At 65.9% G+C, this 22,735-nt stretch carries 21 protein-coding genes and 1 pseudogene; 14 read left to right on the top strand and 8 right to left on the bottom strand.

Translation table 11 applies throughout. The features are described from left to right. Window positions 1–102 precede the first annotated feature (102 nt). The 3 genes from LH475_RS08490 (at window position 103) to LH475_RS08480 (ending at window position 3,268) form a co-directional block, all read left to right on the top strand. Window positions 103–1,296 (top strand): CoA transferase, encoded by a 1,194-nt coding sequence (locus tag LH475_RS08490; RefSeq protein WP_297413441.1) that lies wholly within the window; start codon window positions 103–105, stop codon window positions 1,294–1,296. A gap of 70 nt (window positions 1,297–1,366) precedes the next feature. Then, complete coding sequence (locus LH475_RS08485; protein WP_297413440.1) at window positions 1,367–2,572, top strand: acyl-CoA dehydrogenase family protein; 1,206 nt, start codon at window positions 1,367–1,369, stop codon at window positions 2,570–2,572. 33 nt (window positions 2,573–2,605) lie between these two features. Next, window positions 2,606–3,268 carry a GntR family transcriptional regulator gene (locus LH475_RS08480; RefSeq protein WP_196844668.1) on the top strand — a complete coding sequence of 221 codons (663 nt, stop codon included), beginning with the start codon at window positions 2,606–2,608 and terminating at the stop codon, window positions 3,266–3,268. A gap of 23 nt (window positions 3,269–3,291) precedes the next feature. Here LH475_RS08480 and LH475_RS08475 read toward each other — a convergent pair whose 3' ends face one another. Next, window positions 3,292–4,014: a fumarylacetoacetate hydrolase family protein gene (locus LH475_RS08475; RefSeq protein WP_196844669.1), complete on the bottom strand. Its 723-nt coding sequence runs from the start codon at window positions 4,012–4,014 to the stop codon at window positions 3,292–3,294. Window positions 4,015–4,030: 16 nt separating this feature from the next. Continuing rightward, entirely contained in the window at window positions 4,031–4,951 is a 921-nt protein-coding gene (locus tag LH475_RS08470) for an AEC family transporter (protein ID WP_196844670.1), read from the bottom strand. An 81-nt stretch (window positions 4,952–5,032) separates the two neighbouring features. On the opposite strand from LH475_RS08470, the gene LH475_RS08465 reads away from it, so the two are divergent. Then, entirely contained in the window at window positions 5,033–5,848 is an 816-nt protein-coding gene (locus LH475_RS08465; RefSeq protein ID WP_196844671.1) for an alpha/beta hydrolase, read from the top strand. A gap of 17 nt (window positions 5,849–5,865) precedes the next feature. Here the strand turns inward: LH475_RS08465 and LH475_RS08460 are convergent, their stop codons facing one another. Beyond that, on the bottom strand, window positions 5,866–7,566 hold the full coding sequence (locus LH475_RS08460) for an HNH endonuclease signature motif containing protein (protein ID WP_297413437.1): 1,701 nt from the start codon (window positions 7,564–7,566) through the stop codon (window positions 5,866–5,868). Between the two features lie 413 nt (window positions 7,567–7,979). Then, on the bottom strand, window positions 7,980–8,831 hold the full coding sequence (locus tag LH475_RS08455; protein WP_196843028.1) for an SDR family oxidoreductase: 852 nt from the start codon (window positions 8,829–8,831) through the stop codon (window positions 7,980–7,982). A gap of 63 nt (window positions 8,832–8,894) precedes the next feature. On the opposite strand from LH475_RS08455, the gene LH475_RS08450 reads away from it, so the two are divergent. Continuing rightward, on the top strand, window positions 8,895–10,043 hold the full coding sequence (locus tag LH475_RS08450; RefSeq protein ID WP_196843027.1) for a cation:proton antiporter: 1,149 nt from the start codon (window positions 8,895–8,897) through the stop codon (window positions 10,041–10,043). A 3-nt stretch (window positions 10,044–10,046) separates the two neighbouring features. Here the strand turns inward: LH475_RS08450 and LH475_RS08445 are convergent, their stop codons facing one another. Continuing rightward, entirely contained in the window at window positions 10,047–10,454 is a 408-nt protein-coding gene (locus tag LH475_RS08445; protein ID WP_196843026.1) for a DUF3592 domain-containing protein, read from the bottom strand. Between the two features lie 88 nt (window positions 10,455–10,542). Here LH475_RS08445 and LH475_RS08440 point away from each other — a divergent pair. From LH475_RS08440 to LH475_RS08405, 8 genes and pseudogenes are all read left to right on the top strand, one after another. Further along, window positions 10,543–11,292, top strand: a pseudogene (locus LH475_RS08440) (LLM class flavin-dependent oxidoreductase). Between the two features lie 54 nt (window positions 11,293–11,346). Continuing rightward, window positions 11,347–12,237 carry an amidohydrolase family protein gene (locus LH475_RS08435; RefSeq protein WP_297413431.1) on the top strand — a complete coding sequence of 297 codons (891 nt, stop codon included), beginning with the start codon at window positions 11,347–11,349 and terminating at the stop codon, window positions 12,235–12,237. A gap of 176 nt (window positions 12,238–12,413) precedes the next feature. After that, the gene (locus tag LH475_RS08430) at window positions 12,414–13,823 is read left to right on the top strand and encodes a DUF6421 family protein (RefSeq protein WP_297413429.1); all 1,410 of its coding nucleotides are present in this window, start codon (window positions 12,414–12,416) and stop codon (window positions 13,821–13,823) included. Further along, a complete protein-coding gene (locus LH475_RS08425) occupies window positions 13,823–14,536 on the top strand; it encodes an SDR family oxidoreductase (RefSeq protein WP_196843023.1) in 714 nt (237 codons plus the stop codon). The genes LH475_RS08430 and LH475_RS08425 overlap by 1 nt, the downstream gene beginning before the upstream one ends. Window positions 14,537–14,790: 254 nt before the next feature. Beyond that, complete coding sequence (locus tag LH475_RS08420; protein WP_196843022.1) at window positions 14,791–15,675, top strand: ATP-binding cassette domain-containing protein; 885 nt, start codon at window positions 14,791–14,793, stop codon at window positions 15,673–15,675. Continuing rightward, the gene (locus LH475_RS08415; RefSeq protein ID WP_196843021.1) at window positions 15,672–16,784 is read left to right on the top strand and encodes an ABC transporter permease; all 1,113 of its coding nucleotides are present in this window, start codon (window positions 15,672–15,674) and stop codon (window positions 16,782–16,784) included. Before LH475_RS08420 ends, LH475_RS08415 begins: the two co-directional genes overlap by 4 nt. A 56-nt stretch (window positions 16,785–16,840) precedes the next feature. After that, window positions 16,841–17,905 (top strand): low specificity L-threonine aldolase, encoded by a 1,065-nt coding sequence (locus LH475_RS08410; RefSeq protein WP_297413426.1) that lies wholly within the window; start codon window positions 16,841–16,843, stop codon window positions 17,903–17,905. After that, the gene (locus LH475_RS08405) at window positions 17,902–19,587 is read left to right on the top strand and encodes a long-chain-fatty-acid--CoA ligase (RefSeq protein WP_297413424.1); all 1,686 of its coding nucleotides are present in this window, start codon (window positions 17,902–17,904) and stop codon (window positions 19,585–19,587) included. Before LH475_RS08410 ends, LH475_RS08405 begins: the two co-directional genes overlap by 4 nt. Here LH475_RS08405 and LH475_RS08400 read toward each other — a convergent pair whose 3' ends face one another. Beyond that, window positions 19,588–20,295: a hypothetical protein gene (locus LH475_RS08400; protein ID WP_196843018.1), complete on the bottom strand. Its 708-nt coding sequence runs from the start codon at window positions 20,293–20,295 to the stop codon at window positions 19,588–19,590. It lies immediately after the preceding gene. Window positions 20,296–20,452: 157 nt separating this feature from the next. Between LH475_RS08400 and LH475_RS08395 the strand changes: the two genes are divergently transcribed. Continuing rightward, window positions 20,453–21,088, top strand: a complete 636-nt coding sequence (locus LH475_RS08395; protein WP_196843017.1) for a nitroreductase family protein — start codon at window positions 20,453–20,455, stop codon at window positions 21,086–21,088. A 21-nt stretch (window positions 21,089–21,109) separates the two neighbouring features. Here LH475_RS08395 and LH475_RS08390 read toward each other — a convergent pair whose 3' ends face one another. Then, complete coding sequence (locus tag LH475_RS08390) at window positions 21,110–21,454, bottom strand: hypothetical protein (RefSeq protein WP_297413422.1); 345 nt, start codon at window positions 21,452–21,454, stop codon at window positions 21,110–21,112. A 175-nt stretch (window positions 21,455–21,629) separates the two neighbouring features. Further along, window positions 21,630–22,679: a zinc-dependent alcohol dehydrogenase family protein gene (locus LH475_RS08385; protein ID WP_196843015.1), complete on the bottom strand. Its 1,050-nt coding sequence runs from the start codon at window positions 22,677–22,679 to the stop codon at window positions 21,630–21,632. Between the last annotated feature and the right edge of the window lie 56 nt (window positions 22,680–22,735).

Below are 22,735 nucleotides of genomic sequence, written 5' to 3'. Positions count from 1 at the left end.
CCCTGACCACGGGGGCGCAGACAAAGGCACCAGATGACCACAGACGGCGGGTGAGAGCAGTTGGCTCTTCCGCTTCTCCAGCAAATTGGATACAGTATACAGATGAGTTGGAATGATAGTGAGGCACCCGGTTCCGGGCCGCTCGACGGCATCCGTGTCGCCGATTTCTCCCGCGTGCTGGCGGGGCCATTTGCCACGATGATACTCGCGGACTTCGGCGCCGACGTGATCAAGATTGAGCATCCGCTCGGCGATGACACCCGCGCTTGGGTACCACCGGTCGACGAGAACGGCATGGGCAGCTACTTTGCCAGCGTCAACCGTAATAAGCGCTCGGTCGTGTGTGACCTGCGCACCGACCGCGGACTGGCCGAGGCACGCGCTCTCGCGCTGCGTGCCGATGTCGTGATCGAGAATTTTCGCCCGGGAGTCATGGAACGGTACGGCCTGGACTACGGGACGCTGAAAGCCGAGCGCCCTGAACTGGTCTACTGCTCGATCACCGGGTTCGGCCGCACCGGCGGCGCCGCACTGCCCGGCTACGACCTGCTCGTGCAGGCCGTGGGCGGGCTCATGAGCGTGACCGGCTCCCCCGATTCCGAACCGAGCAAGGTCGGCGTCGCTCTGGTCGACGTTCTCACCGGGCAGAACGCGGTCATCGGCATTCTCGCCGCGCTGCGCTCCCGCGACGAGACCGGCCGCGGCCAGCGGGTCGACGTGAACCTGCTCTCCTCTCTGCTCGCCGGGCTCGTCAACCAGGCCTCGAGCACCCTCGCCACCGGCGTCGCCCCCAAGCGGCTCGGAAACGCACACCCGAGCATCGCGCCCTACGAGACGTTCCGCACCCTGGACGACCCCATCGCGGTCGCCGTCGGCACCGACAAACAGTTCAGTGCCCTCGTTCAGGTGCTCGGGGTGTCCGAACTCGCGACCGACACGCGCTTCGGCAGCAATGCAAGCCGCCTCGCGCACCGTGCTGTGCTGAAGGCGATGCTCGAGGAACAGCTCGAGACGCGGCCGGCCGTCGAGTGGACTGCCCGGCTGTCGGCCGCGCGGGTGCCCGCCGGAAAGGTGAATTCGATCGCCGAGGCGCTCGATCTGGCCGCTCTACTCGGCCTGGCCCCCATCGTGCCGGTCACGGATGCCGCTGGTTCCCGCGTGAGCCGCCAAATCGCCAACCCGATCGGGCTCTCCGACACCCCCGCGCGCTATCTGCGCCCGCCGCCCCTGCTCGGCGAGCACACCGGTGCGACGTTCTTCAATAAAGAGGGCGCGCTGAGCGCTCTCGACGCGTGATAGCTCGCGACCCTTCTTGATCTCGAAAAGCCGACCGTAATCATCCGCTCCACTGACCGAAAGACGACTCATGACTACTGCAGTCCTCACTAATGCCGAACTGACCGAAATCGACCCCACCGATGCTGCCGACCTCGTGGGCATCGATTCCCTCCTGACCGAAACCGAGATCGCCCTGCGCAACGATGTGCGCGCCTTCGTCAACACGACCATCAAGCCGAACATCGCCGGATGGTACGAGAGGGCGGCCTTTCCGCTCGAAATCATTCCGCAGATGGCCAAGCTCGGCCTGCTCGGCATGCACCTCCAGGGCTACGGCTGCCCGGGGCGCAGCTCGGTCGAGTACGGCCTCGCCGCGCTCGAACTCGAAGCCGGCGACTCCGGGCTACGCACCTTCGTCAGCGTGCAGGGATCGCTGGCGATGAGCGCCATCCACAAGCACGGCTCCGAGGACCAGAAGAACGAGTGGCTGCCGCGCATGGCCGCCGGTGAGGTCATCGGCTGCTTCGGACTGACCGAGCCCACCGCGGGCTCCGACCCGGCGAGCATGACCACCTTCGCGCGCCGCGACGGCACCGAGTGGGTGATCAACGGCACCAAGCGCTGGATCGGCCTCGCATCGGTCGCGCAGGTCGCGATCATCTGGGCGATGACGGATGAGGGGATCCGCGGCTTTGTCGTGCCCACGAACACCCCAGGATTCGCCGCGACGCCGATCGAGCAGAAGCTCTCGATGCGTGCCTCCATTCAGTGCGAGATTGAGCTGACCGAGCTCCGCCTGCCCGATTCGGCCATGCTGCCGAAGGCGCGCGGCCTGCGCGGACCGTTCGAGTGCCTCAATGAGGCCCGGTACGGCATCGTCTGGGGCGTCATGGGCGCAGCCCGCGACAGCTACCTCACGGCGCTGGCATTCTCCCAAGAGCGGATGCAGTTCGGCAAGCCGCTCGCCAGCTACCAGCTGACCCAGCAGAAGCTCGTCAACATGGCTCTCGAAATCAACAAGGGCACCCTGCTCGCGCTGCAGCTCGGCCGCCTCAAGGACGCCGGCACTCTCGCTCCGCACCAGATCTCGGTGGGCAAGCTGAACAATTGCCGCGAAGCCATCGCCATCTGCCGCGAGGCGCGCGCAATGCTCGGTGGCAACGGCATCACCCTCGAGTATTCCCCGATGCGCCACGCCAACAACCTGGAGAGCGTGCGGACCTACGAGGGCACCGACGAGGTGCACACCCTCATTCTCGGTCAGCACATCACCGGCATCGCCGCCTTTCGCTGAGACGCCTGGATTGCTGAAGAAAGGATATTGAGCATGCCATTTTCTGAGCGAACCCCCCGGCCGCCGACCGTTCCTGCGTTCGTGCTCGGCGAGCTGCGGCGCCTGATCGCGGTCGGCGAGTTGGTGCCCGGCCAGCCGTTGCGGCAGGAAGACCTGGCTGAACGCCTCGGCGTCAGCCGGGTTCCGGTGCGGGAAGCGCTGAACACGCTCGAATCCGAGGGGCACGTCGTGCACGAGCCACATCGCGGTTACCGCGTGACTGAGCTGTCGCTCGCCGATCTGCTCGAGGTGTACCGACTGCGCCAGCTGCTCGAGGCGGAGGCCGTTCGCACCACGATCACCGCCGGCAACGCTCGGGTGCTCGCCGATCTGCGCGCGGCCGGCGCCGAGGTGGAACGGGCCAACGCGGCCGGTGATCTGCTCGCCATGAACGAAGCCAACCGGCGATTTCACTTCGTGCTCGTGACCCAATCCGGGCTGCCCCGGCTCGAACGCATTCTGCGGGCCCTCTGGGATTCAACCGAGGCCTACCGCCGGCTCTACTACGAAGAGTCCGGTAACCGGGAGCGCGTCGAACACGAGCACGCGGCAATCGTCGACGCATTCGCCGCCGGCAACGCCGAGCTCGTCATTCGCCTACTCGACGAGCATCGCGGTCATGCCACGACGGCCCTCGGCGCACTGCTGCCGATCTAGCCTGAGCCGACGCTGGCCTCAGATCACGCCACGCGAAAGGCGAGGTCGGCGACCCCGTCGATGCCCGCGGTGACAACGCTTTCTGGCTCGATCCGGCCGACGCCTGCGGGCGTGCCGGTGAAAATGAGATCACCGGGCCGCAGCGTGACGAACCGAGAGAGAGCGGCGATCACGTCGGGCACCGGCCAGATCTGATCCGCGAGGTCGCCATCCTGGCGGGTCTCGCCGTCGACGTCGAGCCAGATGCGGGCCGCAGTGGGATGGCCGATAGCGCTCGCGGCGACGAGGGGGGTGCAGGGTCCAGAGAAATCGAACCCTTTGGAGAGGTCCCAGGGGCGACGCAGGGCCTTGGCGGCGTCCTGTAGGTCGCGCCGGGTGAGGTCAACGCCGGCGCCGTAGCCGAAAACGTGGGTGAGGGCATCCGCTGCCGCAATGTCGGCGCCACCGACGCCGATCGCGACGACAAGTTCCATCTCGAAGTGCAGGTTGTCGGTCGCCGGCGGGTAGGGAACCAAGTGCGGAGCAACGCCGCGCGGGGCAACACCCTCGGTGATGGCGAACACCGCGTCAGCCGGCTTGGTGAAGAAAAACGGCGGCTCCCGGTCGGGGTCGTCACCCATCTCGCGGGCGTGCTCGGCGTAGTTGCGTCCCACGCAATAGACGCGGTTCAGGTAGTACCGCTCGGTCGAGTGCAGGATCGGTAAACTCGTGGGTTCGGGTGCGGTGAATGGGCTGGAAGCAGACATGGGGTCCTTTCTGGAGTCAGGCAAGCAGTGCGGCGATCACGAGCAAAGCGGGCATCGACGTGATCGTGGTGAGCAACACGGTGTCCCGGGTGACGACGAGAGCCCGGTCGTAGCGTGATGCGAAGTTGAAGATGTTCTGAGCGGTCGGCAACGCCGACACGGCGACCACGGCGAAGAGCTCGGCGCCGTCGAGGTCGAACATGAAATGCCCGAACAGGTACGCGATGATCGGCATCAGCACGACCTTGATCACGGTGGCAGCCACGACCTGTCTGCGCCCGGTGCCGGCTTTGAGCAGGCGTTGGCCGTGCAGGGACATGCCAAACGACAACAGCACCATGGGGATGGCCGCACCGCCGATCAGTTCGAACGGCGCCAGCACCGGGTCCGGCAGTGTCGTACCGGAAAGCGCCACAAGAACCCCGGCGAGCGAGGCGAGAATCATCGGATTACGAAACGGCTGCGTCAAGATCGCCACGAACGAGGCCCGTCCGCGGGTCGTGACATCGAGCACCGCCAAAATGGTCGGCGCCAGAACCACCAGCTGCAGCAGCAGCACCGGTGCCACATACTGGGCGCTGCCGAGCACGTAGAGAGCCACGGGCAGCCCGATGTTGTTGGCGTTGACGTAGGTCGCGCTCGACGCTCCGAGCACCGTATCGGCCAGCGGCGTGCGAAAGAACAGGCGGGCGAGGGCGACGTAGAGCAGGACACCCACCGCGATGGTGCAGACGATGGTGACCAGGAACTCGGAGAACAGCACCGAGACATCCGCGTGGGCGAGCACGGTGAACAGCAACGCGGGAGTCGCGACGAAGAAGGCCATGCGGTTGAGCACCCGACCGGCGCCCTCCCCGATAATGCCGAACCGCTCAACGAAGTACCCGATCAGGATCACAAATCCGATAATCGAAAACCCAACCAAAACCCCGACCATTATGCTCAGCCTAGGACCTCGCCCGGCCGTTGGCCCGCGCGGCTCTTTCGGGCGGGTACGCCGCGTTGCTACGCTCGTTGCATGCCCCGACTTGACGTTCCTGGCGCTTCCCTCTACTACGAGGCTCAGGGCGACCCCGGCTCGCCAGCCCTGTTGCTGATCCATGCCGGGATCGCGACCCTGCGCATGTGGGATCCCCAGGTCGCGGCCCTCGCGGCGAATCATTACGTCATTCGCTTCGACACCCGCGGTTTCGGCCAGACGACGACCGAGAATGTTGAATTCTCCAACCGAGCGGATGCCACGGCCCTGCTCGATCATCTCGGCGTCGATCGCGCCACCCTCATCGGGTGCTCGCGTGGCGGCACGATCGCGATCGACCTTGCCGTGGAGAGCCCGGAGCGGGTCGCCGGCCTGGTCACGATCGGGTCAGGGCCGAGCGGGTTTCCCGATGTGGAGCTCACCGAGCGTGAGGACGCCCTGTTCGACAAGCTGGATGCGGCGTTCACCGCCCACCAATGGCCGCGGCTGGCCCGGCTCGAGGTTGCGCTCTGGGCGGTCGGACCGACCCGCAAGGCGGCCGATGTCGACTCGGCCTTTCTGACCCTCGCGCAGGAACTCAACCTGCGCAACGTGGTGCACGCCATGGATGCCCCGATCTCGATTCCGCTTGAGCCGCCCGCATTCGACAGGGTCAGTGACATCGACGTTCCGGCGCTGGTGACCGTGGGCGAGCTCGACGTCACGTCGTCGCTGGCCCACTACGAATTCCTGTTAGAGATACTGCCGCAGGCGAGCGGATGCACATTCCGTGCCGCGGCCCATCTGCCGAGCGTGGAGCATCCGCTCGAATTTCAGCGCGTACTGATCAGCTGGCTCGCGACCAACAACCTGTGATCGGGGCGCCGCCTCGTTTAGAACGGTTGGGGGTGGGGGTCGTCGAAGTGGCAGGGAGAGTTCCACGGGTCGCGCACGGGCGGGGCAGCGGGGGCTCGTGCGGGGGAAGGGTTCCTGGTGGTGTCGTGGGGGTGTGGGCTGATGCGGGTGGCGGGGTCGGTGGCGTAGTGCTTACCGGCGGGGCTGACCCAGTGGAGGGTGCCGTCGGGCAGTGCGGTCGGGGTCCACGCGCTGAAGTGTTTGAGGTTATGGTTGGCCGGGCAGAGGTGAAACAAATTGGTGGCACTGGTCGCGCCGCCGAACTGTTTATCACGGGTGTGGTCGAGGTCGCTGTGCCTGGCGGCGCGGTTGCAGCCGGGAAACCGGCAGGTGCCATCTCGCAGTTGCAGGTATTTCTTCAACGCGGCCGGCACCCGGAACGGGGTTGCGCTGACATCGAGCACGATGCCCGTGTGCGGGTGGGTGAGGATGCGCAGAAAACTTGTCGCGGTGCCGGCGAGCCTGCGGGCGGTGTGCGGATCGATCGGCCCGTACCCTTCCAATTCGGCCGGCTCGTCGCTTCGACCGAGCAGGGTCAGCACCGGAACGGTCACGTTCACGGTCGCGCCGACACCCGCGCCGAGACCGGTCTCGGTGACGCCGCAAGCGAGCAGGTCAACGGCGACATCCGCCCGCAACTGGGCGAGGGTGCGCGACTCGCCGGGGCCCTGCAGGCTGCGGGCGGTGTCGGTGACGCGGCGGTAGATGGCGAGGAGGTCCTCGCCGGCGGCGCGCATCCACAGCGTGGCCATACCGTCGTTGTCGGGGTAGAGCATGACCGTGCGGTCGGCCAGGCACCGGGCGCGGCGGGTGGTGATGCTGTCGGGGTGGAAGCGTTCGCGGATCTTACGGGCCTTGTCATCGAACTGGGCAGCCGTGAGCTTCTTCGCGTGTGGCAGCAGCACCGCTTCAAGGTCGGTGTGGACGGATGTCGGCACGGAGTCGAGCTGGTCGAGTAGCCTCCGCACATGGCGGAGGGAGATCTGCCCGCGACGGAGGGCGTCGAGGGTGAGCGGGCGGGATTCAACCAGCGCCCGGCTCTGCTGGATCAGGCCGGATGCGGTGCCGGAGGGGATACGCAGCGCGCACGCCATCTCGGCGATGAGCCCCTGCTGGGCGGCGAAGGTGGCATCCCAATCGTGCTCCCGGCCAGGACCGGCCAGGGGACGACCGGTCTCGGCGATACTCGACGTGTAGTTCCAGGCGTCGGCGAGAACCTCCGCCTTGCTCGCTTGCGCCCACGCGATGACCCTCTCGAGATACACCACACGATCAACAAACTGCGCCTGACGGCGCTGCAGCAAATTCCCGTCACCGGCCCAGTCGGCGGCAAAGCCAGCGGCAAGGCCAGCGGCAAGGCCAGCGGCCACGTCGTCCGCCGCGTCGTCGGCCGCGTCGTCAGGAAGGTCATCGGCGAACCCAGGACCCGCCTCTTCGCGGTCGGTGAGCCCCGAATACTGCGCGGCATCAGCCGCGAACTCAGCCGCAAACTCAGCCGCGAGATCAGCGGCGAGATCAGCGGCGAGATCAGCCGCGTCGTGGTGCCTCCAGTCGGTTTCACACTGGGCCCAAAATGTTTCGAACTCGAGGCGTTCCGCGACCGACACTGGCGAGCATCCGTACGCCGCAACGAACGGATCGACGGAGCCCGGCTCGGGGGTGTCGCCGCTCTGGCTCATGGTTTCATTCTACCAAAACCATGAGCCAGAGTCGAGGGATTCTCAGGTAAATTGCTCTTTTTGGGTGCAGGTGTGTTCGGTAGATGGCCCTGGGAGTGGCGCGACCCGCGGCTCCCGAGCAGGCGCTCGTCGGCGTCATGGCCGATCGCGGCGACCGACACCGACGACGAGCACGACGAGGCTCTGCACGACACCGGCCAGCACGACCCAGCCGAAGCCGATCATGGTCCCCAGTCGACGGTGAGCGCATCTCGATTTCCGAGGACTTTGAGCAGCGTATCCGGTGCGTGGTGGTGGTGCGTGGTCGCGATGGTGTCCGCGTTTGTTTCCGCTCGCGTCTACGCTGACGCGGGCGCAGATGGTGCACTGGCGGTGCTTGCCTGTCTTGAGTCCATCACCCTCACGGGCGGCAATCACTCGCGAGTCATCTGCCCGCGACCGACCCACCGATCCATCGACCGGTACACGCCGAAGACCCGACCGGCGACGGCGTCCCACGCCGACAGGGGTAGCACGCCGCGCAGCACCTTGGACAGGTTCACCGTCCAGGGCAGCAGCAGCTGCGGCGTGCCGGCGAGCATCGCCCGCCAGACCCGGTCAACCACGTATTCCGGGGTCATCAGTGGGGTGAACAACGGCCCCCGGGCTCCCTCGAACATGCCGGTGTCGATGTAGCTCGGGCACACCGTCGTCACCTTGACGTAACCGTGCCCCTGCTGCACGAGTTCGAGCCGCAGCGAATCGCTCCAGCCGATCAGGGCCGCTTTCGAGGCGGCGTAGACGCTCATTCGCGGGTTACTGAGGGTGCCGGCGGCCGACGCGATGTTCACGATGCGTGACTCGCGGTATGCGCTCGCAATCATCGCAGGCAGAAACTCTCGGGTGATGTACATCGGCGCGAGCGCGTTGATCTGCATGGTCGGGCGGGTGTCGGCGCCGTTGTCGTGCTCCCAGAAATACTTGCCACGAATGATTCCGGCATTGTTGATGACAACATCGGGGTCACCGATCTCGGTGCGCACCCGCTGGGCGGTCTGCGCGATCGCGCCGAGATCGGCAATATCAACGACGTAGGGGGCGACCTGCGTGCGCCCGTTGGAGCGTTCATTAAGATTGGCGCTGGTCGCGGCGAGCGCGGCGCTATCCCGATCCCAAAGAATCACGGCTTTCGCCCCCTCTGCGACGCATCGCTCGGCATACAGCCGGCCCATACCCATGGCGGCTCCGGTAATCAATACGCGGGCTCCCGCGACGCTTCGACTCATACCCCCATCATTGCAACATGCGCGCCCCAACGGGTACACGCACGGCGGTCTACGCTCACAACCATGACCTTCCAGACTCTCGCTGTCATCTCGGTGGTGGCGATGCTTGGCCCGCTTCTGGCGACGCCGCCGCGCTGGAACATTCCCGTCGTGATCGGCCAGCTCGTGGCTGGCATTTTAGTCGGCCGGGCCGGCCTGGGCCTGGTTGACTCGACCGATCCCACGCTGACACTGCTAGCGGATGTCGGCTTCGCGTTGATGATGTTCGTGGCCGGCACGCACGTGCCCATGCGCAGCACCGCCATACGGGCGGCCCTGGCGACCGGCCTGTCCCGGGCAGCCGTTGTCGTGATCTCGGCGGCCGGGCTCGGCATCGCCATCGCCCTGTTCTTTGGCACCCAGCACGCCCCGCTCTACATCGTGCTGCTCGCCTCGTCATCGGCCGCGCTCGTGCTGCCGATCCTCGGCTCGTTGCGGTTGCGCGGGCGCGGCGCGCTCGAGCTGACCGCGCAGGTGGCCATCGCCGACATTGCCGCCATTGTCGCGTTGCCGCTCGCGATTGACCCGCCGAATGCCGGGCGGGCCGCGCTCGGTGCCGGCCTGATCGCCCTGCTCGCCGTGGCGCTGTATTTCGTGCTGAACCACCTCGAGCAGAGTGGCGCAAGGTCTCGGCTGCACCGGCTCTCGGAGCGGCGCAAGTTCGCCCTCGAACTGCGCCTTCAGCTGGCGATTCTGTTTGCCCTGTCGGCGGTCGCCGAGTTCGCCCACGTCTCGGTCATGCTCGCCGGATTCTCCTTCGGGCTGGCCGTCGCCGCGGTCGGGGAGCCGCGCCGCCTCGCTCGGCAGCTCTTCGCCCTCGCCGACGGATTTCTGGGGCCGTTGTTCTTCGTCTGGCTCGGCGCCTCGCTGAGTATCGCCGAGCTGTGGGCCAACCCGCAGATGATTCTGCTGGGCTTAGTGCTCGGAGCGGCAACCCTGCTGACGCACGCCACCACGCGGGTCCTCGGCCTGCCGATCTCGCTCGGCCTGCTCTCGGCCGCCCAGCTCGGCATTCCCATCGCGGCCGCGACCATCGGCACCCAACTCGGATTACTGTTGCCCGGCGAGGCGGCCGCGCTCATTCTGGGGGCACTGGTCACGATCGCGGTGACGGCGCTTGCGAGCGGGCGCGTGGCCGCGCAGGAGACATTCGGGCCGCAGTCCGCGAGTTGAACGCTAGAGGAACATCAGCGCAATGCCGATGATGCCGGCCACGACACCCAGGCCGAGCAGCACGAGTCCGGTCAGGCGCAGCCCCTTGCCGTCGAGGTCGGGGTCGTGGGTCCGGCAGCGATCGGGCGTCCGCCGGCGAAACCACAGCACGACGTCGCTGCCGGGGGCGAGCTGATGGGTCTCCTGCGTGGCCGCCGGGCATTCATGAACGTCGCCGAGGTCGTCGAACCAGCGGATGACCGTGCCGGTTGCGGAGGCCGCGATCACGGCATCCGTTTTCACCCAGTGGCCACTGATGCCACGCACGGCCAGGCCGATGACAAAGAGGATGCCGCCGATGATCAAGCCGACAAGCGTGAGAATCTCGCTGAGGATGCCGACGAAGGAGTGCAGATCCACGGTGCCCCTCATGCTCTGTCTCGGCGGCCCGGCGAGTGCGGCCCTCTAGCTCGATCGTATCGTCCGGCTCCGGTTGAGGCTTCCCCCGTAGGCTGATCGCATGAGATTTGGACTATTCGTTCCCCAAGGATGGCGTCACGATCTAGTCGGTATTGACCCCGCCGAGCAGTGGGCCGCGATGAGCGGTCTCGCCGCCCACGCGGATGCCGGCCGTTGGGAGTCGATCTGGGTTTACGACCACTTTCACACCGTGCCGGTACCGAGCGAGCCGGCCACCCACGAGGCGTGGTCGCTGATTTCATCCTTCGCAGCCACCACGACCCGGGTGCGCCTTGGCCAGATGTGCACCTGCATGAGCTACCGCAACCCGGGCTACCTGGCCAAGGTCGCCACGACGGCCGACATCATCTCGGGCGGGCGCATCGAGATGGGCATCGGCGCCGGCTGGTACGAACACGAGTGGCGGGCCTATGGCCACGGGTTTCCCCGAGCGGGCGAGCGCCTCGCCCGCCTCGACGAGGACGTTCAAATCATGAAGCAGGCCTGGCGCGCGGGCACCGCCACCCTCGACGGGATGCATTATCAAATGCACGCATGGTGCCATTTTTCGGCCGCTCCCGTTGCAGCAGGGCGGCATCCCGATCTGGATCGCCGGGGGCGGCGAGAAATTCATGGCCGACTATCGCAGCGGCAGCGCCCAAGGGGTGGGCACCCCGAACAAGTCGTCGAACGCCTGACCGCGATGAAGAAGCGCGGCCTCGGCTATTCGATCCACTACTTTCCCGAGGCGGCCTACGACCGTTCCGGCATCGAGCTGTTCGAGCGCGAAGTTATTCCTGCCCTGAGCTAGCTGTCGCCGGATGGTCGAGCAAAGAAGATTGACGCTGGCAAATTACGGGGAACGATGCATACAGACAACGACGTGCCGGCCTGGTGGCGCGGCCTCGGCCTGCCCGGACTGGTAGACCTGCACACCCATTTCTTACCCGAGCGGATGCTGCGGCGCGTGTGGGCGCACTTCGACCAGATCGAGACGTTGATCGGTCGGGAGTGGCCGATACAGTATCGCGACGACGAGAATGTGCGGCTGGCGACTATTCGTCGCCTCGGTGTGCGCCGCTTCACCGCGTTGTCCTATGCGCATCGCCCGGGGATGGCGGCATCCCTGACCGATTTCTCGCTCAATCTGGCCGCGGAGCACGCCGATTGCGTGCCGAGCGCCACGTTCTACCCGGAAGAGGGCGTGCTCGACCACGTGCAGTCCGCCCTCGACCGTGGCGCTCGGGTGTTCAAAGTTCACGCGCAGATCGGGGCGTTCGACCTCCGCGAACCCCTACTCGACCCGGTCTGGGGGCTGCTGGCCGACGCCGCGATCCCGGTGGTGATCCATGTCGGTAGCGGGCCGGTCGCACGGCCGGGAATCACCGGACCGGACAATCTTGCGGGAGTATTGGCAAGGCATCCGCTCCTGATGGCCGTCGTCGCTCACCTCGGCGCCCCGGAGTACGGCGAGTTTCTTGATCTCGCCGAGCGCTACCCCTGGGTGCATCTCGACACCACAATGGTGTTCACCGACTTTTTCGAGCAGCTTGCGCCGTTCGACCCCTCTCTGCTGCCACGGCTGGCCGATCTGCCCGACCGGGTGGTGTTGGGCAGCGACTTTCCCAACATCCCGTACCCGTACGCGCACCAGCTGGAGTCGCTCGAACGGCTGCGTGACAGGGAGCCGCGGCTTGACGACGACTGGCTGCGCGCGGTGTGCTGGTACAACGGTCTGCGCCTGATCGGCGAGTAGGGCATCTACCGTGAATCCGCGACCAAACGGCGATTCTCAGCGCTTAAACCCGGTTGGAGCCCTTATTCGTTGCGACAAATCGCAAGAAAACGCCGCGCACTGCCCGATATTCTGAAGGAACGCTTCGGCGTGCACGCCCGCCGCAACCGCGGCACTCACGAGAACGGGAGGTTCCCATGTCGATATCTGTTGAAAAAACACACGTAGCTAACGCTCTGGTCGGAGAGCCCGAGGTTCTCGAAGACGGCGGCACGACCCTCGCTCAGCATGCGTCCTGGCTGAGACTGAAGGCCGCGGCGACCACGCTGCAGGCCCTCCAGTCGCAAGACGGGTCGATTGCTGACGCCCAGCGGCACACGGAGGCCGCGGCATCCGTTTCGCTCATCACCACAGCGATCGTCGAGCTCACGCCGCAGTTCACGCACGATGCCGCGTATCTGGCGGCCGTGGTCCTGGACTTCGACCGCTGGGTGTCCGATGGATTCAGCGTGCCGGACTTCTACGATTCCCTGATGGCCTTTCAGCCGCAGCAACTCCGTGTGAACGGGCTGCGGCACCTGGTGGTGTTCCCGATGTACACCCAGAACGGCAGCGCCAATCGACTGGTCGAAGCCGTGCTGATCGAGGTCATCTGGCCGGAATTCATCGGCGAACTCGAAGCCGGCTATACGAACAAACTGTTCGTGCCGATTCGTTTTCTCGACTTCACCCCCGGCTACGACACCAACTCGGCCGTCTTGTTTCCCGAAACGGTCGCGATGCGCGAGATTCCGACGTTTACATGGGGGGCGATCTTCGCCGACCGCGAAGCCGCCCGTTTTCGTCGGGTGGTGCGCGCGGCCGCCCAGATCACCCGGCTTGAGCTGCCCAACGACGCGGCCCAGCTGCTCGACGACCAGCACCTGACCGAAGAGACCTTCGTGATGTGGGATCTCATTCACGACCGCACGCACATGCGAGGGGATCTGCCGTTCGATCCGTTCATGATCAAGCAGCGCATGCCGTTCTTCCTCTATTCGCTCGAGGAGTTGCGCTGCGACCTGACCGCTTTTCGCGAGTCGGTCACGATCGAGCGCAGCGAACTGGCGAGCCCCGAGGCCCGCCGCCACGCCAAACTGGTGCAGTACACGGTCATCTTCGACCGTATCTTTCGGTTCGCGATAACCGGCAACCGGGTGCGCAACTATGACGGCCTCGGCGGTCAGCTGCTGTTCGCCTGGATGCACCAGCACAAAGTGCTGCACTGGACCGACACCCGGCTCACTTTTGATTGGGAAGCCGTGCCCGAGGTTGTCATTGCACTCGGAGCACAGATCGACGAGCTCTACTGGGCGTCGATCGACCGGCCCAAGAAGGCGCACTGGCTCGCGGCCTACGAGATGATCTCGAAGACCCTCACGCCGAACCCGGCGTCGAGCTGGGCGCGTGGGCTGCCACTCGAGGTGCTCGCCGGAGCGCCCAAGGGCTACACAGACCAGGTTCTCGACGATGAGTTTCCGTTGTCGATGTTCTTCGAAGCGCTCGAGAAAAAGATGCGAGCGGTCATCGACTCGACGGCCGGCATCACCGGCAGCGCGGTCGACTAATGAGCGTCAGTCCGGCCGTCGCCGGCCGCACCGTGCTGATAGCCGGGGCGACCAGCACGGCCGGTCTGGCCGTCGCCTCATCGCTATCGGATGCCGGTGCGCGCGTCATCGCCGTCGGCTCCAACCTCGCCCGCCTCCAGTCGGTGCTCCAGGTCGCACCCGAAGCGGCGGTCTTCGAGTGCGACCTCGCCGACTTCGACGCGGTAACTGCTCTTGCGGCACAGGTATCGGCGTTGCACGGCCCCATTGACGGGCTGATTCATCTGGTGGGTGGATGGCGCGGCGGCGGCGGTCTCGCCGGCCAGACCGACGAGGACTGGGATTTTTTGCACGCGCACGTGATCTCCACGCTGCGCAACACGACCCGGGCATTCAACGCCGACCTGCTGGCCTCGTCGGCTGGGCGACTCGCAATCGTCTCGAGCGTCTCGGTCGACAACCCCACTGCGGGCGGTGCGAATTACGCCGCGGCGAAGTCCGCGGCCGAGACCTGGGTGCGCGCGATCGGGCACGGGTTTGCGAAAGCCGCCGTACCGGCCGCCGCAGTGATCTTCGTTGTGCGATCGCTCGCAGGGCTTGAAGGCGAGCTGGCTGGGCGTGTGGTGGGGCTGTGGACCGAGGCCGAGGCATCCGCTCATGACGCCCGAGTCGTGCTCGAGCCCGGTCCGGCAGATAATGCGGCCGGAGGCACGCCATCGCGTCGCACGCAGTAGTTGCTGGGGCCCGGCTGACAGGCCCGGCCACCACCACCGGTGAGGTCGGAGCAGGACAGGTATTGACCGGTGATGCGGGAACAAACCGGGACGCGGGAAGCACGTACACGTACCAGTGGAATCGTCTTGATGAGCCCAACACGACGGCTATCTCGATGGATGATCTCGTCGGCGCTGGAACGTCGGCGCTGGAACGTCGGCACAGCTGCCGTCGATCGCGCTAGCGTGAGACTACCGGCGACGAAGGGGCGGCAATGCTCGATATCAGGGGCGTCAACAAGCGCTACGGCATGAGGGAGGTGCTCACCGACGTGAGCTTCACCGTCGCCGACGGCCGCATGACCGGCTTCGTCGGCGCGAATGGCGCCGGCAAGACCACGACGATGCGCATCATTCTCGGTGTGCTCTCTCCCGATTCCGGCACCGTGCTCATCGACGGAGTGCCGGTAACCGCGAGCGACCGCCGCCGGTTCGGCTATATGCCCGAAGAGCGCGGCCTCTACCCAAAGATGAAGGTCGCCGAGCAGCTTGTGTACCTGGCCCGCCTGCATGGGCTGTCGCCGGCATCCGCTCGCCGCAACACCGCCGATCTGCTTGAGCGCCTCGGTCTCGGCGAGCGCGCCCGCGACACCGTCGAGTCCCTCTCGCTCGGCAATCAGCAGCGCGCCCAGATCGCCGCCGCACTCGTGCACGACCCCGAATTTCTCGTGCTCGACGAGCCGTTCTCCGGCCTCGACCCGCTCGCGGTGGAGGTTGTGATGAGCGTGCTCGCCGGCTTCGCGGCGCAGGGCGCACCCGTGCTGTTCTCCTCGCACCAGCTCGACATCGTCGAACGGCTCTGCGACGACCTCGTCATCATCGCCGACGGCGAGATCCGCGCGAACGGCTCCCGCGACGCCCTGCGCGAGCAGCACGGTAGCCCGCGCTTTGAGATTCGCACCGCCGGCGACACCGGCTGGATCCGCACGGTGCCCGGCATCACCGTCATAGACTTCGACGGCGACTTCGCTGTGTTCGAAGCTGAAACGGATACCGCCAGCCAGGACGTTCTGCACCGTGCGGTCGCGCTCGGCGCGGTACACACCTTCAGCCAGCAGAGGCCCACCCTCGCGACCATCTTCAAGGAGGTCACCTCGTGACCAACGCCACCCGCCCGGTGCACACCGCGCCCACCTTCGCCCAGGGCGTCTGGCTGATCTCCAACCGCGAGATTTCGGCACGACTGCGCAGTAGATCCTTTCTCATCGCCACCGGAATTCTGCTGCTCCTGTCCATGGCATCGGTCATCGTCGGCAGCATCGTCAGCCAGAACCCGAGCCTGACCAAGGTCGCGGTGGTGGGCACCGCCCTCGGCGTTGTCGAACAAACCGAAGCCTTCGACATCGTGGAGGCCGACACTGTCGCCGACGCCGAAGCGCTCGTGCGCGCCGGCACGGTCGATGCGGCCGTTGTGCCGTCGACGAATGCCGATTCCCGGCTCGGCATCACGGTGATCGCCCTGGATTCAGCGCCGCGCGAGGTGCTCGGCACGCTCAGTGTGAGCCCAGACCTGAAGATTCTCGACCCAGCCCAACAAGACGGCTTTCTCGCCTACCTCGTTGCCATCGGGTTCGGCATCATCTTTCTCATGTCGGCGACGACCTTCGGCGCGACGATCGCCCAGAGCGTGGTCGAAGAGAAGCAGACCCGCATCGTCGAGATTCTCATGTCGACCATCTCGGTGCGGGCTCTGCTCGCCGGCAAGGTGCTCGGCAACAGCCTGATGGCGTTCGGGCAGATCGTGTCCATCGGCCTGCTCGTGTCCATCGGCCTGGCGGTGACCGGTCAACGGGTGCTGCTGGCCGAAGTCGGCCCGGCCATCGTCTGGTTTGCCGTGTTCTTCGCCTTCGGATTTGTACTGCTCGCCGCACTCTACGCGGCCACGGCGTCGATGGTGTCCCGGCAGGAAGACGTGGGCTCGGCGACCTCGCCGGTGCTGTTCCTCGTGATGATCCCCTACTTTATGGTCGTCTTCTTCAACGACAACCCGTTCGTGCTGGCGATTATGTCGTACGTTCCGTTCTCGGCCCCGGTCGGCATGCCGGTGCGCATCTTCCTCGGCCAGGCCGAATGGTGGGAGCCCGTGCTTTCCCTGGTCGTGCTGGCCCTGTCGACAATGGTGGTGATTGTGATCGGGTCGCGCATCTACTCCAACGCGCTGCTGCGCATGGGCGCCCGCGTCTCGCTGCGCGAGGCCCTGCACCGCTGAGAGTTGCTCCTGCGCACGTCGGGCAGATGACCAGCCGAATGCGGGAGGATAGAGGCGTGACCCAACTCCATGATCTGACTTCTCGCGGTTTCGCCTCCGACAACTACTCCGGAATCCATCCGGAAATTCTGGAGGCCATGGCTGAGGCCAATGGCGCCCACCAGATCGCCTACGGCGAAGACGCCTACACGGCCCGCCTGCAGGAAGTCTTCGTCGAACAGTTCGGTGACGGCGTCGAAGCGTTCCCGGTGTTCAACGGTACCGGCGCCAACGTCACCGGCCTGCAGTCGATGCTGCCACGCTGGGGCGCCGTGATTTGCTCGGCCACCGCGCACATTCACAACGACGAGGGCGGCGCCCCCGAACACGTCGGCGGTTTCAAGCTGCTTCCGATAGCCACCCCCGACGGCAAACTCACCCCCGAACTCATCGACCAGGAGGCCTGGGGCTGGGGCGATGAGCACCGCGCCCAGCCGCTCGTCGTGGCCATCACGCAGACCACCGAGCTCGGCACCGCGTACACGGTCGACGAGGTGCGCGCCATCGCCGATCACGCCCACTCCAAGGGCATGACGCTGCACATGGACGGTGCCCGCATCAGCAACGCGGCCGCGAGCCTCGGGGTGCCGCTACGCGCGTTCACCCGGGATGCCGGCGTCGACGTGCTCAGCTTCGGCGGCACCAAGAACGGCATGATGCTCGGTGAGTGCATCGTGGTACTCAACCCGGCCGCATCCACTGGTTTGAAGTTTCTGCGCAAGTCGAACATGCAGCTCTCCAGCAAGATGCGTTTCGTTTCGGCGCAGCTCATCGCGCTGCTCGACGGCGACCTCTGGCTGCGGAACGCGACCCATTCCAACGCGATGGCCATCCGACTGCGCGGTGCGCTCGAGGGCGAACTCGCTCAAGGCACCATCAGGGGGCTGGCCTTCAGCCAGGCCACGCAGGCCAACGCCATTTTCGCCATCCTCCCCCCCGGCGTCGCCGACCGGTTGCGGGAGTCTTTTCGGTTCTACGATTGGGACGCCTCAAAGAACGAGGTGCGCTGGATGTGCGGCTTCGACACCACCGAAGACGACATCGATCAGTTCGTCGCCGCAATCACCCGAGAGTTGTCATGACCTTGAGGGATCAGCCGTGGCTGGCCTCCTACGCCCCCGGCGTTCCCGGCACGATCGCCGAAACCACCCAAACCCTCACCGACATGATGGAAACCTCGGCTGAGCAGTTTGCGCCGGCAATCGCCCTCGACTTCTTCGGCTCCACAACCACCTACGAGCAGCTCGGCGAGCAGATCTCCCGGGCCGCGAACGGACTGCGCAAGCTCGGCGTGAGCCCGGGCGACCGAGTGGCCCTCGTGCTGCCCAACTGCCCGCAGCACGTCGTCGCGTTCTATGCGGTGCTGCGCCTCGGCGCCATCGTGGTCGAGCACAACCCGCTCTACACGCCGCGGGAACTGCGCCACCAGTTCGAAGACCACGGCGCTCGTGTCGCGATCGTCTGGGACAAGGCCTACGAGGCCGTGCGTGCTTTTCCAAAAGACATGGGGGTGGCGGATGTCGTCACCGTTGACCTCACACGCGCGATGCCGCTCTCGAAACGGCTGGCCCTCAAGCTGCCGATCAAGAAGGCCCAGGAGGCTCGTGCAGCCCTGACCGGCGGGCCGGGAAAGGGTGCGATCACCTGGGAGTCGATCGTGGGAGCCCGGAAGCTGCACCCGTCACACCAACGCCCGCTACTGACCGACACCGCCGTGCTGCAATACACGAGCGGCACGACCGGCACCCCGAAGGGCGCGATTCTCAGCCACTACAACCTGCGCGCCAACGCTGCACAGGGCTCCGCCTGGGTTGCAGGCCTCCGACCAGGTGATGAAACGGTGTACGGCGTACTGCCCATGTTTCATGCCTACGGCCTCACCCTCTGCCTCACTTTCTCGATGAGCATCGGCGCCCGACTCGTGCTGTTTCCCAAGTTCGACGAGAAGCTCGTGCTCGATGCAACCAGGCACGCGCCACCCACCTTTCTGCCGGCGGTGCCGCCAATCTACGACCGCCTGGTCATGGCCGCGGCGAAGAAGAAGGTGAGCCTCGCGGGCATCCGCTTTGCCATCTCTGGCGCCATGAACTTGCCGGTGTTGATTGTGGAACGCTGGGAGAATGCCACCGGCGGACTGCTGGTCGAGGGCTATGGCATGACCGAGGCCTCACCGATCGTGGCCGGTAATCCGATCGGCCCGAGCCGTCGCCCCGGAACGGTCGGTGTGCCGTTTCCGAGCACCGACATTCGCGTGGTCGACCCGGAAGACCCGACGATCGAGCGCGGCTTCGAGGAGGAGGGCGAGCTGCTCGTAGCCGGCCCGCAGATCTTCTCGGGCTATTGGGACCGACCGACCGAGAGCGCCCAGGCGCTGCTACCCGGCGGATGGCTGCGCACCGGCGACATCGTGCGGGTCTCGGCCGATGGTTTCATCACCGTCGTCGACCGCATGAAAGAGCTCATCATCACCGGCGGTTTCAACGTGTCGCCCTCCGAGGTCGAAGAGGCGCTGCTCTCCCACCCCGACATTTCCGATGCGGCCGTAGTCGGGGTACCGAGCGCAAACGGTGGCGAAGACGTGGTCGCCGTCGTGGTACTCACCCCCGGCGCGGAACTAGACGTGAACGCGGTGCGCGAGTACTGCCGCACCCGATTGTCCGCCTACAAGGTGCCACGGCGCATCGTCGAGGTTGACGACCTGCCGCGCTCGTTGCTCGGCAAGGTGCTGCGCCGCGAAGTGCGCAATCGCCTCCAGGGCAAGTAGCTATCCGTGGTCGGGGCAGTAGCTGCTTAATTGCCTCTGATACCCCTCATCGGGAAAGCTAAAACCGCCGACGTTCGGGGCGTCGGTCGTAGGCTCGGGCGTCGGCTGGTCGTGCTCGCTGAGCGCTCCGCACAGCAGCATGGTCGCATTCAGTCCGTTCCCGCTCGTGGTGAGCAGCCCCGAACCCATCTCGCTCCCATTGCACGACACATCGAAGGCGACCTGAATCTGGTCGGTCTGAAAGCCCACGATCGTCGTTCCAACCAGCGGGACCGACGGTTTCGCCGCATCAAAATCAACGTGCGGATGGCCGAGATCGGTCATATCCGTCTGCCCGGTGTCCTCAAACTCCGACAGCAGAAAATTGATCCAGTCAGGAGCGAAATAGTCGCGCGACCGCAACTCGTCGCTCGTGAGGCTCGACGTATAAAGAAGTTCGGTATCGACCTTCGTCTCGGAGCCGTCCGCAGAAACCGTGATCTCCCGGTGGCCGAGTGCCGCGGGCTGAGCCTCCTGCATGCGCTGCCAGACCAGGTGCGCATCCGCGGTGCTGCAGGCTGCGGGCTCGGGAGACGCAACAGCGCCGGTGGGCGTCACCTCGTTGGGAAAGAACGCGCTGCATCCGCTCAGTGACAGCGCAAGCACGGCACCGACAGCGCTCAGCCGAGCGTGGAGCTGACGATGAATAACCGGCGTGCGAGCAACCATGCTGTGTTCCCCCGTTGTATGTCACCCTAGCGGTTGCCCACACCCAGCCGCCAAGATCGGCACGTTTGGCGGAATAGCCCAGCGCCGAATACGTTGAAGCAGATGGGTCAGAGTTGCCCCGCCTATCCGCTCGGCCACTTCTTCCAAAGGACCCGCCATGACTGACGCCCCGCTGACTGCAACTGCGCTGACTGCAACTACGCTGACTGCAACTATTCCGGCCGACCGCCACGCCAACACCCTGTCCCCCCTGCTGCCGAGCCTGGCCGCGCGCTGGAGCCCCCGCGCCTACGACCCGACCGCCGTCATCGACGAGGCGACCCTCACGACGGTGCTCGAAGCGGCTCGTTGGGCCCCCTCGGCGAGTAACATGCAGCCGTCGCGCTTCATCGTTGCCCGCCGCGGATCGGCGAGCTTCGCCACGATCAACGACGCGCTGATGGGGTTCAACAGGGCGTGGGCCGACACGGCATCCGTTTTGATTGTCAGCGTTGCGAAGCTCTCGATCGATGAAACGCGCGAAAACCCGTGGGCGCGCTACGACCTCGGCCAGGCCGTTGCCCACCTCACGATTCAAGCCCAGCACGACGGTCTGCACACTCACCAGATGGGTGGCTTCGACGGGCCGGCGATCGCGGCAGCGTTCAACCTCACCGAGGACCAAGCCGTCGTGACCGTCACCGCACTCGGCGTGCTCGGCAAGCTCGACGACCTCACCCCGGAGCTGCGCGAGCGCGAAGTTGCCCCGCGCACTCGCAAGCCCCTCACGGAGCTGCTGCTCGTCAACGACTGAGCGCAAAATAACAGCGTACGACTATCGAACAGCGAGTGGCCCACGGAGCAACAGGGTCGGAACCAACGAACCGACAATGATCACCGCCGTGAGCCAGGCGAGGTGCACCGAGAGCGGAAACGGCCAGTACATGGTCACGCCCACGCCGGCAAGGGTGACGACGAGGGCCGCGAGGGCCGGCCACCATACGCGCCGCCACGCCACCAACAGGGCGGCGGCGGGTACCCAGTACGCGATTTCGCTTCCAACGCCCATCAGGCGAACCATGTCCGCCGGTGCCTGCAGAAACGGCACTGCGTCGATCCAGGGTCCGAAGAACATTGCCGCGCAGTGAAACACGAGCGCAAGCCCGCTTGCAAACGCCACCGAGGCCCACACCCACCCCACGCGAACCGAACGTAGGCGAAGCAGAGGGCGCCCCACCACGAGCCTAAGAATTGCGACGGCACCGGTGAAAAACAGCAGCCCTCCCCAGAGGAACGGTTGATTCACGACTGTCCTTCCACAGCGGCCGCCCGGTCTTGGTCAATCCGTCCGGGTATTACGGGCGCAGAAGCACCTTGATGGCGCGGCGTTCATCCATCGCGGCGTAGGCCTCGGCGACTTCGCCGAGAGGCAGCTGCAGGTCGAACACCCTTCCCGGGTTGATCTGACCAGAGAGCACCTCGGGCAAAAGCTCCTCCACATAGCTGCGAACGGATGCGACGCCCCCGTTCACGCCGACGTTCGTTCCGAACAGGGTGCGAATCGGCAGTTCGGCGCCGCCGTTGGGCACGCCGACGTAGCCGACCATTCCCCCGGGGCGAGCCGAGCGGATGGCCTGATCCATGGATTCCTGGGTACCGACGCACTCCAGTACGAAATCGGCGCCCACACCGTCGAACAGGGCCTTGACGGCGGCGACGCCCTCGTCACCGCGCTCCTTGATGACATCGGTCGCACCGAATTCGCGGGCCACGGCCTGGCGGTCGGCGTGGCGTGACATGGCAACTATGCGGCTCGCACCGAGGCGCTTGCTCGCCAGAATGGCGCACAGCCCGACGGCTCCATCACCGACAACGACAACGGTGCTGCCCGGCGTCACCCCGGCCGAGACGGCCGCGTGATGTCCCGTGCCCATAACGTCGGCGAGGGTCAGCAGGCTCGGTACGAGGTCGTCATTTGGAACGGTCGGTGTGACAACGAGTGAACCGTCGGCGTGGGGAACGCGCACGCGCTCCCCCTGCGCGCCATCGGCGAATCCTCCGAGCTGGTCCTTCGCTCCCCACCAGCCGCCGTTGAGGCAGGAGGTGCTCACGCCGTTCTGGCAGTTGACGCAGGTTCCGTCACAGTCGTAGAACGGCGCGATGACGAAGTCGCCGACCGTGAGGGTCGACACGTCCGGACCGATGGCTTCGACGATGCCGACGAATTCGTGGCCGATCCGTTGCGGTTCATTGGTCGGTGTGACGCCGCGGTAGGGCCACAGGTCCGACCCGCAGACGCAGGCCGCGACCACGCGAACGATGGCGTCGCCCCCGGTCGAGAGTACGGGTTCGGGAACTTCTTCGAGGCGAACATCCCGTTCACCATAAATCACAGTTGCGAGCATTGTTTGAGCCTAACCGGACGAACCTGAGACCCACCTCCGTGTTCGCCCCACCCGGT

The organism is Cryobacterium sp. (assembly GCF_026786305.1).
Taxonomy (GTDB): Bacteria; Actinomycetota; Actinomycetes; order Actinomycetales; family Microbacteriaceae; genus Cryobacterium.
Note: the sequence above shows the minus strand (reverse complement) of the source record. Positions and strands in the feature narration are given on the sequence as shown.